Here is a 13,910-nt window from a genome sequence, read left to right as displayed (position 1 = left end):
TCTCGGCATCACTCCGCGGGCAGCAACCCATGCCGCGCCTTCGCCTCCGCGATCGCCGCCTGCACGCTCGTAATGCAATCGTCGCGGTAACGCTCCAGCTGCTTGATCGACCGCGGGCCGACCTGTTCCGCCGTGCCGTCCACGACCCGGTCGATCAGTTCATCCGTCAACTTCGGCGCGACCAGTTTAGTCCAGGGCAGCTCCAGCGCCGGTCCGAACTGTTGCATGAAGTGGCGCATGCCGGCATCGCCGCCAGCCAGCGTGTAGGTGAGGAAGGTGCCCATGAACGACCAGCGGATGCCCGCGCCGAAGCGGATCGCGTCGTCGATTTCGCCGGTGGTCGCCACGCCTTCGTTGACCAGATGCAAGGCCTCGCGCCATAGCGCTTCGAGCAGGCGGTCGGCGATGAAACCCGGCACTTCCTTGCGCACGCGCAGCGGCCGCATCGACAGAGCACGATATACCTGTTGCGCGGCGTCGAGCGTTTCCGGGGCGGTGCTTGCGCCGCCCACCACTTCGACGAGCGGCAGCAGGTACACCGGATTGAACGGATGGCCGACAATGCAGCGCTCCGGGTTCACCGCTCGCGCGTAAAAGTCGCTTGGCAAGAGCCCCGACGTCGACGAAGCGATGATCGCATCCGGCTTCGCGGCGCGGCTGATCTGTTCGTGCAACGCGAGCTTCAATTCCTCGCGTTCCGGCGCGCTTTCCTGAATGAAGTCCGCCTTCCCGACGCAGGCTTCGATCGTGTCGACGAAGCGCAAGCGTTCGGGCGACGCGCCCGCGGCGAGGCCCACGCGCTGCAGCGCCGGCCAGGCGTTGGCGATGTTCTCGCGCAATTGCTTCTCGGCGCCCGGCGCCGGATCCCACGCGACGACATCGAGCCCGTGGGCGAGCGCGCGCGCCACCCAGCCGCTGCCGATCACGCCCACGCCGATTGCCGCGAATGTTTTGATATCGACGATCATTGCCATTGCTGACGTTTCCTTTGCCTGTGTGTTGTCGGGTTCCGATGCGCGTTGCCATCCATGCAACGCGCCTGTCGCACGATCACGCGTACTGTCCGGCCGCGCGCCGCTCCAATTGACGCTCGCCGCGCGCGGGCAGGCCCAGCTTGCCGCGTCCTTCGGCGGGCGTCAGCGCGCGTGCGCCGAGCCGTTCGATGATTTCCACCGCGCGTTGCACCAGCGTGCCGTTGGTTGCGGGCACACCTTTGTCGAGCCAGATGTTGTCTTCGAGGCCGACGCGCACGTGGCCGCCGAGCAGCATCGCCTGCGCGACCATCGGCATCTGCATGCGGCCGATGCCGAAGCCCGCCCATTGCGCGCCGGGGGGCAGGTTGTCGGCCATTGCTTTCATGGTCGTGGTGTCGGCGGGCGCCCCCCAGGGAATGCCGAGACAAATCTGAAAGAGCGGCGGCGCGTCGAGCAAACCTTCCTTGAGCAGTTGCTTCGCGAACCACAAATGGCCGGTATCGAAGATCTCCAGTTCCGGCTTGACGCCGAGATCCTGAATGCGCTGCGCGCCGGCCCGCAATTGCGCGGGCGTCGATACATAGATGTAGTCGCCGTCGCCGAAATTGAGCGTGCCGCAATCGAGCGTGCAGATTTCCGGCAGCAACTCCTCGACATGCGCGAGGCGCGTCAAGCCGCCGACCAGATCGGTGCCAGCGCCAAAGCGCATGGGGTCTTCGCCGGGGCCGATCTCCAGATCGCCGCCCATGCCGGCCGTCAGGTTGATGATCACGTCCGTGCCCGACGAGCGAATGCGGTCGACCACCTCGCGATACAGCTGCGGATCGCGGCTGCCGCGGCCGGTTTTCGGATCGCGCACGTGGCAATGCGCGACGGTGGCGCCGGCCTTGGCGGCTTCGATGGCGGCCTCGGCGATCTGTTTCGGCGTGACGGGAATGGCGGGATGCTTGCCGACGGTATCGCCTGCGCCGGTGACCGCGCAGGTCACGATGACTTCATGATTCATGCGTGCTAATTCCTGTGGATTGAAATGCGCGACTGGCCGGGTCAAAGACCCAGATAAGCCTTCACCGCGGGCAAGCCGTCCTTGCCGTCGTAGGTCTTCACGCCGGCAAGCCATGCGCCGAGGACTTGCGGGTTCTTCTTCAGATACGCCTTGGCGGCGTCGGCGGGCTTTTCCTTGTTCATGACCGATTGCATGACCACGTTTTCGAGCTGCGTCGAAAAGCGCAGATTGCTCACGAGCTTGCCCGCGTTCGGGCAGCGCGTCAGATAGTCGGGGGACGTCAGCGTGTACACCCGTGCTTCGCCGTCGTTGGGACCGAATACGCCGTCGCTGCCGGTGAGGTACTTCATATCGATCTGGATGTTCATCGGATGCGGTTCCCAGCCCAGAAAGACCACCCACTTCTTCTCGCGGATCGCGCGATCCACCGAGACGAGCATGCCCGCTTCACTCGATTCGATCAGCTTGAAGCCGCCGAGGCCGAACTGATTGTTGGCGATCATCTTCTGGATCGCCGCGTTCGCGCTGCTGCCGGGCTCGATGCCGTAGATCTTGCCGTCGAGCTGGTCGCGGTGTTTGGCGATGTCGGCGAAGGTCTTCAGGCCCGCGTCGTATTCGTAGCTCGGCACGGCGAACGTGGCTTTGGCGCCGGTCAGGTTGGGCGGTTGCAGCACCTGGATCGATCTGGAGTCGACGAACGGTGCGATCGCCTTTTCCTGCACCGGCCACCAGTAGCCGAGCGACACGTCCAGCTGCTTGCTCTTCAGGCCCGCAAACGAGATGGGCACGGAGGCGACGGTCGTCACCGGCTGATAGCCGAGCCCTTCGAACACGGTCGACGCGAGCGCGGTCGTCGAAGTGATATCGGTCCAGCCGATATCGGCGAAATGCACCGTGCGGCAGGCAGCCGAATCCTGGGCGAAGGCCGGCTGCGCGGTAACGGCGGCGGCGACGGTGGCCGCGAGACAGGCAAGATGGGCAAGCGCGCCTTTAATGCGTAACTTCATGATGTTCCCTCTTCTGACACGTTCAACAGCGTGTTTCGAACCGGGCCGCGCCCGGGTGGATGAAACCAGGCGAAGCGGCCCCCCGGACATGCGATACGGCCTGGGTGATGCCTGAACTGCACGATGACGTAACGTTAATGCCCCATATTCCGGCCAAAGCGACCGCCAGCGACCCGTTCTTGCTTCCACGCGACTATGAGGGAAAACCTCGGTTGCCTCTTCTTGCGGTGCAACAGCGGTGGATGCGGCATTTTTGGCGTGCCTTGCCGGCTCGCGTGCTGCTTGCTACGCTCGCCGCAAGCCCGCGTCCGCCCGCGTTTTCCGTCTCCTGATCGAGTCTTTGCACGATGCCCGAAGATATGTCGTTCCTCTTGCTGCCGGGCTTTTCGGCTATCGGCTTCATGTCGGCGGTGGAGCCGTTGCGCGTGGCCAACCGCTTTCAGGGCGATCTGTACCGCTGGCGCATTCTGAGTGTCGACGGCGAGCCGGTGGCCGCCAGCAACGGCATTTCCATCAACGCCGATGCCGCCGTCGCCGACATGGACCCGCCGCGAACGCTCTTCGTCGTCGCGGGCTTCGAGCCGCTCGCCTGCTATACGCGCGCGCTGGGTGATTGTCTGAAGCGTTTCGACCGCGCGGGAACGACGCTCGGAGGAATCGACACCGGCAGCTTCGTGCTGGCGGAAGCCGGACTGCTGGGCAGCACGGACAGCGTGACCGTGCACTGGGAAGCGCTGTCGGCGTTCCGCGAACGCTATGCGTCGCTCGCCGCGAGCCAGGAACTGTTCGAAATCGGCCCGCGACGCATTACCTGTGCGGGCGGCACCGCGTCGATCGACATGATGCTCGACCTGATCGGCCGCGAGCATGGCGCCACTCTGGCCTCGGCGGTCTCTGAGCAATTCGTGGTGAGCCGGATCCGCCAGCGCTCGGATCATCAGCGCATGGAGATCGCCGCGCGCTATGGCGTGCACAACCGCAAGCTGATCCAGGTGATCGGCGTAATGGAACAGCATATGGAAGAGCCGCTCGCGCCGGATCGGCTCGCGCAGGAGATCGGCGTGACGCGGCGGCAGCTCGAGCGGTTGTTCTGCGCTTCGCTGAAGGACACGCCGACGCATTTCTATCTGCAGTTGCGCCTCACGCGCGCGCGCGAGCTGCTGCAACAGACCGATATGTCGATTACGTCGATTTGCGTGGCGTGCGGATTCGAGTCGCCCTCGCATTTTTCGCGGACCTATCGCGCGCGCTTCGGCGCGAGCCCGAGGAGCGACCGGCAGGGAACGGGCGGAAGGAACGCCGCCGAACTGGCGCCGTCGCAGGCAAGAAATCCTGCCGCGGCGACGCAATTGTGCCGTTTGGCGCAACAGTGAATTGGTTGATTGGGGGTTTACCCTAGATACCCTGACTCCTAGACTGTGTCCATCCGCTGCAGACAAACAGGTTTGCAGCGTGGCAAAAACAATCTCTGGAGGTCCTTATCATGAAATCCCTGATCGAAGCTGCTGTCATCGCCGCACTCATTTCCGCACCGCTCGCCGCTTTTGCTCAATCGAATCAGCCGGTTACCCGCGCTCAAGTGCGCGCCGAACTGATCCAGCTGGAAAAGGCCGGCTATAACCCCGCCACCGCAAGCGATCCCCAATACCCGGCCGATATTCAGGCTGCCGAGGCACGCGTCGCTGCACAGAATGGCGCCGCTCAAACCAGCGGTTACGGTTCGGCCACGAACGGTTCGTCGCAGGCTGGCAGCCGTTCCGAAACGACCCACAGCTCCTACTCGGCTCCTGTCGTCAACTACAGCCACAACTGATCGCGGCGTGAGTACGTCATAGCTCGCGGCATCCGCGTGTGAGGCAGCCGACCAGATTGGCTGCCGGCACATGGCGATCACGACGACTGGCGTACTGGCGACGTTTCGGTTGCTGCTGAGCCGGCCAGTATCTGATCGATGACTCGCTGATTCCCGAGAGAGTTCTCTAGCGGGAAAGCGAGTCTTTCGGTTTCTCCGCTTATATATTCGCCTGGCGGTTGAGTGATGTCCGCAGGCGGGAACCGATATCCGTAGTAGAGCGAGTGAGCGTTCTTCATCGCGCCATCGCGCGTCACCGCTTGGTCAACATGAAAACGCCCGCCGTCCCGTTCGCGGGTTGCCATGGGTTTCGGAATTTTCGCCCCGCGACGGTAGCGGAGACGGATCGCATCGATCAAAGCTCGCGCGGCTGGAGACGGGCTGCCGGTCGAGCACGTGGTCAAGCCGATGTCGCGTCGCGTGTTGGGTAGCTTGACATCGAGAATCGCCAGTTGGCCGGACTGAATGTCCAGTTGCAAGTGGTGCGCCGACAGCGCGGCGATCATGTCCGTATCGAACGGCAGCCCGCGAATCGCCGCCAGGTCCGCCGTTTCGACACTTGGTTCGGGTGGCTTGACTTTCATTCGCCTGAATTGCGTTTCGAAGAGCGCAAGAGCCGGTGCGTTGCTGCGCGGCAGGATCCACTGTGCGTCGCGCAGGTCCATGATGCTCAGATCGCGCGCGTGAGCGAGCGGATGATCGCGAGCAGTGCCATGTCGGACGACATCAGTCGCTCGTTTTTCGGGCCGCTCGCAGCGTCTTTCTCCCGTAGCGCGCCAAGAATGAAGTCCATGTCGTCGGCGCGCAGGTTCGCGACGAGCGCTCCTAAGCGCTTTCGTTCGCGATGGTGCGCACGCCTGGATTCTCCCTCATCATCCGTGCGATGGCTTTCGGCAGGATCAGCGTGCGTCCTGGCGGCAATGCACCAACTGTCACGGTGTCCGGGATCTGGTCATGCGTTGCACGCGATGTCGTCGGGCACATGCCTCAATTCGTTCAGCGCGCGACGCACGCGCAGCAGAAACGTTTCATCTTCTGTGGTGAGAAGGATGCCGCGCAGGCCGCGACGAAACAAAGTCAGGCCGGAGCCGCTTTCCAGCACGCGAATCGCCGTGCTCACGGCCGGCTGGCTGATGCCGAAGGTCCTGGCTGCGCTAGGCATGTGCCGATGGCGGGCGAGCGCGGCAAACAGTTGCAGCCGCCGCGTGTTGAGCAGATAGGCCGGCAACGCGCCTTCCGCCGCGGGCGGCCGGCGTGCCTGCCTCGCCGAGCACCACTGCGCGAGTTCTTCCAACTCGGCAAAGATCCGCTCGCAACGTTTCAGAATGGCCCGGCCAACCGGTGTCGGAAGCATGCCCGAGGCACCGCGGACAAAAGGCGGCTCGCCGAGCGCCGACTCGAGTTCCTGGGCAGAACATGTGATGGCCGACTGGGCGCCGCGCGTTGCGCAGGCTCCGCCGGGCGTGCCGGTCGGCTCACTTGCGGTGAGGGGTGAGGCGGAACTCGGTTTCCAGCAATTGAGCGAACTGATGCACTTGCCCGGCGTCGATGTCGTGGGAACCCTTCCGCCTGATATTCAGCTCGTTACTGTTTGTTCCGCCGCGGTCTGCGCCGCGTCCGCGCAAGCATTCGTTTCGTTTCTGGCCTCACCCCGTGCGGCGGCCGCGAAGCTTGCGCACGGCATGGAGCCGGCGTGAACTATCGGGACGCGAGCTTCTAGTAGGTTGCGCTCAACCGCTCAGTTGAGCGACGAGTTGCGACAGGCGCGCAATCCGGTAGCTATACAACGGCTCGTGTGGACAGTTTTTCAGATGCTCGACGCGATCGCGCCAGTAGGTCGGTGGGAAGGGCTCTTTCGGCGAGCAAGCGACGACGCGTTCCAGATGAACGAGTTCTCTTTCGAACAGGTGGTGATGCATGCAATGAATTCCCCGTGGAATGGCCAATGTATTCCGCTCGCGACGTCGCTAACAATCTGACGCCGCGTAGGGCTGGTAAAACTGCAATGCGGGTGCCGCGGTCAGAACCGTCTGAGCGCACGGCGAATCATGGATTGATCTTCTGCGCTTGCCGCAGTTGACCGAAAGTACGAGCCGCCGCTGCTTATCCCCGAAGGGGCAACGACGGCCGAACCCCGCAGCGGTTCGTCCAGTGCATGGCCAGACGAATCCGTTATCCCGGTGTCCCGCGTGGGGGCGCGCTTCTCTGTGGAAGCGTTCGGTTGCCATGCGTGGACACACGACAGACACCACTACAACAACGGCACGACCCTCTGTTAATTCGCGTCCAACGACTGGTGTCGTTGGAGTCGATCGTCGCGTCAGCAATTCTGGGTTCGATGTGTCGAACATGTTGCAGCGCGCGATCTTTCTGGTCTCTCAGGCTCCCCGGCTACTCGGACATTTCATTGCGCGTTCCGCGCGATGCGGGTGGAACGCGTTTCTGGTTGCGTCGCACTGCTATCGCCGGTCGGGATTGGACGCCAGGCGACAGCTGAATCGGAACTACTTTAGCAATGATCGTGCCAAGCTGGAATCCGCATAGGAGCGGGCCCATGGGTATGTGGGTCGGGCGGGACTGGACAATTCCGTCCGGCAATTTCGGCGAAATTGGACGATTTCGTCCAATTGGGTGTTTGTGGCGAATGAAAGGGCGATTTCGTCCGCATGGACGAAAACGACCGGCGCCAAGGGAAGTGGGAGGGCGCGCTCAAGGCGCGCGTGGGTCGGCGCGGCAATCACATAAAGGCGTCAATGATCCGTTCATGGAATTGCCGCGCCCGCCGGTTACGACTGGAGGTTGACCTTGCTGTAGGTCAGGCGGCTGGGGCGCACTTTCATTCGCACGAGCGACACGAGGAAGCTGAAACCGGCCTGGTTTGGATCGATCACCGGCACATAGACACCCAGGGCCTCGCTGAGCAGCGTGGACACGCGGCTCGCCACGTCCACGAAACCCGTGCAGCCGAGCAGAATGGCCTGCGCGCCGTCTTCCTTGATCGCGGCCATGGCCGCTTCGAAGGTGCGTACCACCACGACGTCGATGTTTTCGAGTTGCGCGACCGGGCAGTCGATCGCCCGGATCGAGGCGAACGTGTCCTGGATGCCATAAGTCTGCGGGTGAGCGCGCTGCATGGCGAGCGTGCTTTGCAGGATCGTGACGATGGAGAACCGCTGGCTGAGCGCGAGCGCGGTAAAAGCCGAAGCCGGAAAACCACCGATGATCGGAATGTCGATCACCTCGCGCGCCGCTTCGACGCCGCACATATCGAAGTCGGTCAGCCAGATGCCGTCGAAGCCGTCATTCGCGATCGACTGCGCGAGTTCGACCACCGGCATGCCGTTCTGCAGCCAGTTGGTCCGGTTCTCGATATCGGGATGCCCTTGCGTGATGTTGCGGATCTCGACCTGCACGTCCGGCGGCAAGACCGGCGCGATGGCTTTCATGATGCGGTCGTTATATTGCGACGTGGCGACGGGCACGAGCACGCAGATGCGAAGTGGGGCGTTCACGATGCTTCCCCCTTGCGTGCGGACTGGAGCGATTCGAGCGGCACGTACGGCCCGAGATAGCCGAGCGAGTTCAGCAGTTGCATGAAGCTGTCGAGAATCAGGCCGGGTTTGCCCAGTTCCGCTTCGGCACGCCAGGCGATCAGCGTCACGGGCCGCTTGCCGATTGCCGGGTTCAGCGAACCGTCGTCTTTCACGAGGTCGCCATTGCTGAAGATCGACTGGCCTTCGCCGCCGACGAAATACGCGACGCTGTCCGGCGCCAGCACGATCGGATGCGAACACGCGCTGTCCCACGCGAGCAGCGACTCGTTCTGGTAGATCACCGTGTAGGTGCGCTGCCCGGCCCGAATGCGAATCTTGCCGACATCGAAGCCGCCGCTCGTATCCACTTCGGCCGACACCAGTTCGCCGGCCGTCGAGATGGCCCGCGCGGCGAGTCCGCAACGCTCGGTAAGATAGCCGATCATCTGCTGGGCGCTGCCGATCTGCCCGGCCCGCACCGCGCGGCCAAGCTCCAGCGCACGCGTCAAGGTGCCGCGAATCGGCGTGGCGCGGCCGAGGTCGGCCGGCGTCATGACCCACATGGCGAGGCCGCCGAACTGACCGAATTCGGGATCGGCGACGACCGGGCGCATCATCTGTTCGACGATCGCCGAGACGTCGCGCTGATGGGTCGATCCGCCGTTGCCGCCGCTGCGCGGCGTCACGTCGAGCTCCACGCACAGGCCGCCCTGGCTCACCAGAAACGCCGGGCGCGGATCGATCTCGGCGGCCGCGAAGGTCAGCATCGGCAACGACGGCACGGCGCGGCCGGCGCCGTCGGCGTCGATCACGGCAAGCCCGAGCTTAGCCGCCACGAGCGCCGCGACCGTGAAGCCGAGAGCGCCGCTTTCCGGCGGCATCACATAGGCGAGCTTCACGGATTGCGAGGCAAGCCGCTTCTGCACATTCTCCACGGCCGTCACCGGTCCGATCGGATAGGTGGCTGAATTGATGGCTTCGGGCGCCCCGAGATAGGCGACCATGACTGCCGCGCCTTCGGTGGCCTCGTCCACCGACACCACCTTGACGGTGTCGGTCGGGTAATAGTCGCCCGTGACGAAATGCTCGGCCAGGTGCCGCGCGGATTCAATCGTGCCACCGCCGCCGCTGCCAAAGAACGCCGCGCCCAGCAGCAGCGGTTCCAGATCTTCCCGTTTTAATTCATAGGCCATTCGAGATCCTTTTTATTGTCGAGGTCAGAAAAACGCCTACCGGAGTTCGGCAAGCAAATCCATGGCGCTGACGACGCGAGCGGTCGGATCCGCCGTCAACGAGCGCAACCCGCGCTCGAGTGTGTCGATGGCTTCGGCGCCGCGGCCGGTGGCGCGCAGCAGATCGGCGAGATAGCGCGCGGCGTCCACCCGGGCAGGCACCGAACCGAAGGCGAGGGCCGTGGACAGGGCGGTGCGCAGCCCCAGCTCCGCGGCATTGACATCGCCGAGCGCCCATTGCGCGCGGGCTCGGGTGACGAGCAGTTCGCCCAGATAGACGCGCTCCTGACGGGCGAGCGTTTCGTCGATCGCGGTGGCGAGAATCGCCTCGCAGGCCTTCGCGCGGCCGGCGCGCAGCAGCAGCTCGCCGTGTTGCCACGTCTTGAAGGAATAGAACAGCGCGCCGCCGTTGCAGAGCATGTGGTTATCGTAGCCGTCGAGCATGACGGTTTCGGCTTCGTCGGACTGGCCGAGCGAACTGAGGTGGCAGCCGCGGAGCACCTGGCCGACGCCCCGATAGAACGCGAAACCGTTGGCGATCGACACCGATTCGAGTTCGCTCGCGAGATGCCCCAGCCGGTGCTGGTCGTCGAACAGGCAGGCAAGCCAGGCCGCGCCCTGCAGGTCGACGGCATGAGCCAATGCGTGCGCGCCGGGTTCTGAGGCGCGCAGGATCAGCATGTCCATTGCGCGCCGCGCTTGCCCGAAGGCGCCGATCTGATACGCGGCGAGGCCCTCCAACGTCAGTGCGAGACTGGCGAGGTCGATTCCCTGCGAGCCGGTCCGGGCGTCTTCGCGCGCGACCCCGAGCAGATTGCCCCGCGCGAGACAGGCCAGCGCTTCCTCGCTGTCGCCGAGCCAGAAGAGCGTATTGGTCATCGCGACGTGGGCTTCGTCGAGTGAAACCCGGTCGCCGCCGTTCTGGGCGCGCTCCAGCATGTTCTGCGCGGTGGCGCGCGCCTGCTTGAGCTCGAGCGTCGTCAGTTGCGTGGTCCAGATGCCGAACTGGATCGCGGCGAGTTCGGCAGGCGCGCAGACGCCTTCGCCGATGGCGAGCGCGGCGGCGTAGCAGGCGGTGGCTTCCGCGTACAACCAGCCGTGCACGCTACGCAAGCTCATGCCGAGCAGCCGGTAGGCGTCGAACTGAAGACGGCGCACGGCCTCCTGTTCGTGAGGCGTTTGCAGCACGTCGAGGCAGCGGCGCAACAGTGGAATGGCGTCGGCGAACTTCGATTCTTCGATCAGCGCGCTGGCATGCTCGAGACACTTGCGCGCTTCCTGGTGATGTTCCTCGCGTGACTTCAGGCGCCGCTCGATGGTCTTGCGGCCCACGCCCAGCACGGCGGCGGCCGCGCTCTTGTTGCCGCCGGTGCGTTCGAGCGCGCGGTCGATCAGCAGGTCTTCGGCGGCGGCGAGCTTGTCGCGGCCTTCGAGTTGCAGCAGCATGTCGGCGAGGCTCGCGCGCGACACCGGCCCGGCCGCTTCATTGGCAAGAAACGGCTCGAGCGAATCGACGTCGATGAGCGTGTTCTCGGCGAGTACGCTCAACTGGCTGATCAGGTTGCGCAATTGCCGGATATGACCCGGCCACGCGTGCTGGCAAAGCCGCCGGACCGCCGCCGGCGAAAATTCAAGGCGCCGCGAGTGCTGCGCGGCGAAGTGAGTGACAAGAGCCGGGATGTCTTCGACGCGCTGCTCGAGGCCGGGAACGGCGAGCACGAAAACCGCCAGCCGGTAAAACAGGTCTTCGCGGAACTGGCCTTCGCGCGCGAGCTCGCGCAGGTCGCGGTGAGTCGCGGCGACGATGCGCCCGGCGAAATGCAGGTTGGTCGACGATCCCACCGGACGGAAGGTTCGCGTTTCGAGTACGCGCAGCAGTTTGGGCTGCAGCGTGAGCGGCAGTTCGCCGATTTCGTCGAGCAGCAGCGTCCCCTTGCCGACCTGCTGGAATAGTCCCTGGCGGGTTTCGCCCGCGCCGGTGAATGCGCCTTTGACGTGGCCGAACAGTTCGGCTTCGACGAGGTTTTCTGGAATCGCGCCGCAGTTGACGTCGACGAACGGCTGATCCTGGCGCTGGCTATGCGCATGCACGCGACGAGCGACCAACTCCTTGCCCGAGCCGGTCGGCCCGAAAACAAGCAGCGGGTGATCGGTCGGCGCGACCCGATCGATCATCCTGACCAGTTGGCGAAACGCTGGCGCGGCGCCCACGAAGGCGCCGGAATCAGCTTTGTCGTGGACGAACGGAACGACAGGGGGGGGACTCATTACAAAAATATGCTCCACATAATCCGCGCGTGGCGCTACGCGGAAATTACCGTCCAGAAGACGGGACGGACGGTCAAACCTCGATCGGGAGTCTTCCGATTGCTTTTTCGGGACCGTCTGCCGCAAAAAAAGACAGAGTATGACGGCTTGTTGCCGATCTTGCCCCGCCGAAATAAACCGGCGCGCCAGTGCGTTTGCGGATCACATGCGTATTTGCCGCGACGGCGAAAGCACGCCCGGCAAGATGACGATACGTGACTCCGATAACGGCGTTTCAGCGAGGCTACTTTAATGGAATTGCGATGAGAGCGCTGATGGAGGGAAGGGCGTCACGACCTTAGCTCATCCAGTACCTGTCCGGAATTCTGTGGTCGGCTTCGGAGAGGAATGAGTTGTCGAGCGTGAAGGTCAGTCGGCTCGCGAGCTGTGCGCGGGTCAGTGCATCCTGAATGTAATGATGGGAATTGAACAGCCTCATATAGGCGCCATTGCGATACGCAGCGACGAGCCCGCTTTCGATCGCCTGCGCCAATGCTTCGTGGCCTTTGGCGACATAGAAAATGAAATCCGACCGGTACTTCAGCAGGAGCCGGTTTTCGACCACGAGATCCGGCTCCTGCTGCCGGCGTCCATCGAGCTCGGTAAATGCCTCGACCACGCCGCGCGGGAAATAGTCGACCCGTCCGCCCTGGGTCATCTCGAACATCGTGTCATAGGTCGAGGTCTGGACCTTCAGGCCGGCTGCCTTCAGGATCTCCGTGTCGATCCACCCCAAGCCCTGCCCGCACATGAATGCTTTCAGATCGGAGAAGCGCTCGACCAGGTCGAAATCAGCCTGCCGATCCTTCCGGATGATGAAAACCCGGTGGCCAATCAATCCACGATGTATTGGAATCCGCACGACATTCCTGCCGCGCTCGGCATGTGCCTCCATACTGGTCCAGTGCAGATTGATCATGTTGTTGCCGGCAGCCAGTTCGGCCAGCGCGCGACCGCGCTCCATCTCGATGTCGGCAGTCCGCAGCGTGTACGAAGCGTTTGCCATGGTCATGGCCAGATCGAGCACGGCGAGCGCAAACGCGGCGTGCACGTCGCGGGCAGGCCGAATGCGGGGATAGACGATCTCGAAGTGGACGGGAGGGGCGGCAGGCACGGCACGCGCACGAAGCGCGATGCCCGCTGCACTCAGCGCTGCCAGTACAAAGCGCCTGCGATGCATGGATGGTCGGTTTCTCGAAACAGGAGTGTTGCGCTCAGATGGCCGCTTGTCCGCACAGATTCTCGCCTGCTCTGTCATTCATCGTGCCACGTCCTGTCGTTGCTGACCTATTCGTGTAATCCCGCTGTTGGGGCACGGCGCGCATTCAGGATTTCCTGACGGCATCTTCAGCAGATCCGAAGTGCAATATTCCGGGCTTCCTGACTGTGTGCCGCCGCCGCCCTCTCTAGGATGGTTTATCGCAAACGTCTATATCAACGGCCCCGTTATGAACGGTCATTCAGAAAGCCGCGAAGTCGCGGTCGAATTCCTCAACACCAAGTGCGAACGGCTGTTCGACATCTGGTGCGAAAGCAGAAGCGTCATACCGCTCAGCTATTTGCTGCACTGCTGGCCATTGCCGGATTGGGGATACGCGTCCGTGAAGCGCCTGTCGGACGGGTTGCGCGAGCTGAGGATCTCGAACCCCGATGCCCTCGGTGGGCGCATCCGGCCGATTCTCGCCGAGCTGACGTCATGCATCGATGAGATCATGCTGTATCCGAGGATCTGCTTGCCGCGGGCGGTCGGCGACGCGCCGCCTGTCGAGACGGTCATGTACGTCATGTAGGCCTCACGTCTGATCAATCAGGGCGCGGTTCATCCGGCATGCGCGCCGGGGAGGACCAGGAAATGAGCGTGACTGGTTGGCCGGGGCCGGAAACGTTCAATCGCCCGTTCAATCGCCACCCCGCGGACGCGGCGGCCAGCGACTCATGGCCCGCGTAGCGGCAACGAGTGCAGAATAGACGAAACTAGAACCGTAGCACTCGCGGGGAA

12 protein-coding genes and 1 pseudogene are annotated in these 13,910 nt (G+C 63.7%); 4 read left to right on the top strand and 9 right to left on the bottom strand.

Annotated features, from left to right (window positions below):
* Nucleotides 1–8 precede the first annotated feature (8 nt).
* The 3 genes from CJU94_RS25140 to CJU94_RS25130 all read right to left on the bottom strand — a co-directional run bounded on the left by CJU94_RS25140 (nt 9) and on the right by CJU94_RS25130 (nt 2,987).
* Complete coding sequence (locus CJU94_RS25140) at nt 9–974, bottom strand: L-carnitine dehydrogenase (protein WP_095421359.1); 966 nt, start codon at nt 972–974, stop codon at nt 9–11.
* Nucleotides 975–1,050: 76 nt separating this feature from the next.
* Complete coding sequence (gene cdhC, locus CJU94_RS25135; RefSeq protein WP_095421358.1) at nt 1,051–1,980, bottom strand: 3-dehydrocarnitine:acetyl-CoA trimethylamine transferase CdhC; 930 nt, start codon at nt 1,978–1,980, stop codon at nt 1,051–1,053.
* A gap of 41 nt (nt 1,981–2,021) precedes the next feature.
* Nucleotides 2,022–2,987 carry a choline ABC transporter substrate-binding protein gene (locus CJU94_RS25130; protein ID WP_095421357.1) on the bottom strand — a complete coding sequence of 322 codons (966 nt, stop codon included), beginning with the start codon at nt 2,985–2,987 and terminating at the stop codon, nt 2,022–2,024.
* 347 nt (nt 2,988–3,334) lie between these two features.
* On the opposite strand from CJU94_RS25130, the gene CJU94_RS25125 reads away from it, so the two are divergent.
* A complete protein-coding gene (locus tag CJU94_RS25125) occupies nt 3,335–4,360 on the top strand; it encodes a GlxA family transcriptional regulator (protein ID WP_095421356.1) in 1,026 nt (341 codons plus the stop codon).
* 110 nt (nt 4,361–4,470) lie between these two features.
* A complete protein-coding gene (locus CJU94_RS25120) occupies nt 4,471–4,800 on the top strand; it encodes a DUF4148 domain-containing protein (RefSeq protein WP_095421355.1) in 330 nt (109 codons plus the stop codon).
* A gap of 377 nt (nt 4,801–5,177) precedes the next feature.
* Here the strand turns inward: CJU94_RS25120 and CJU94_RS25115 are convergent.
* A pseudogene (locus CJU94_RS25115) lies at nt 5,178–6,370 on the bottom strand (LysR family transcriptional regulator); the annotation flags it as partial.
* On the opposite strand from CJU94_RS25115, the gene CJU94_RS25110 reads away from it, so the two are divergent.
* Nucleotides 6,261–6,536: a substrate-binding domain-containing protein gene (locus CJU94_RS25110; protein ID WP_425272231.1), complete on the top strand. Its 276-nt coding sequence runs from the start codon at nt 6,261–6,263 to the stop codon at nt 6,534–6,536. The pseudogene CJU94_RS25115 and the gene CJU94_RS25110 overlap by 110 nt on opposite strands.
* Nucleotides 6,537–6,569: 33 nt before the next feature.
* On the opposite strand, the gene CJU94_RS25105 is transcribed toward CJU94_RS25110, so the two are convergent.
* The 5 genes from CJU94_RS25105 to CJU94_RS25085 form a co-directional block, all read right to left on the bottom strand.
* On the bottom strand, nt 6,570–6,758 hold the full coding sequence (locus CJU94_RS25105) for a hypothetical protein (protein ID WP_095421353.1): 189 nt from the start codon (nt 6,756–6,758) through the stop codon (nt 6,570–6,572).
* Nucleotides 6,759–7,625: 867 nt separating this feature from the next.
* Nucleotides 7,626–8,351: an aspartate/glutamate racemase family protein gene (locus CJU94_RS25100; protein WP_095421352.1), complete on the bottom strand. Its 726-nt coding sequence runs from the start codon at nt 8,349–8,351 to the stop codon at nt 7,626–7,628.
* The gene (locus CJU94_RS25095) at nt 8,348–9,565 is read right to left on the bottom strand and encodes a DUF917 domain-containing protein (RefSeq protein WP_095421351.1); all 1,218 of its coding nucleotides are present in this window, start codon (nt 9,563–9,565) and stop codon (nt 8,348–8,350) included. The genes CJU94_RS25100 and CJU94_RS25095 overlap by 4 nt, the downstream gene beginning before the upstream one ends.
* A gap of 36 nt (nt 9,566–9,601) precedes the next feature.
* The gene (locus CJU94_RS25090; protein WP_095421350.1) at nt 9,602–11,872 is read right to left on the bottom strand and encodes a sigma-54-dependent transcriptional regulator; all 2,271 of its coding nucleotides are present in this window, start codon (nt 11,870–11,872) and stop codon (nt 9,602–9,604) included.
* A 337-nt stretch (nt 11,873–12,209) separates the two neighbouring features.
* Nucleotides 12,210–13,091, bottom strand: coding sequence for an ABC transporter substrate-binding protein (locus CJU94_RS25085; protein WP_095421349.1), 882 nt, complete (start codon nt 13,089–13,091; stop codon nt 12,210–12,212).
* 181 nt (nt 13,092–13,272) lie between these two features.
* On the opposite strand from CJU94_RS25085, the gene CJU94_RS25080 reads away from it, so the two are divergent.
* Complete coding sequence (locus CJU94_RS25080) at nt 13,273–13,701, top strand: hypothetical protein (RefSeq protein ID WP_244221070.1); 429 nt, start codon at nt 13,273–13,275, stop codon at nt 13,699–13,701.
* Nucleotides 13,702–13,910: the final 209 nt, after the last annotated feature.

The organism is Paraburkholderia aromaticivorans (assembly GCF_002278075.1).
Taxonomy (GTDB): Bacteria; Pseudomonadota; Gammaproteobacteria; order Burkholderiales; family Burkholderiaceae; genus Paraburkholderia; species Paraburkholderia aromaticivorans.
This window is presented reverse-complemented; position numbering and strand designations above follow the sequence as displayed.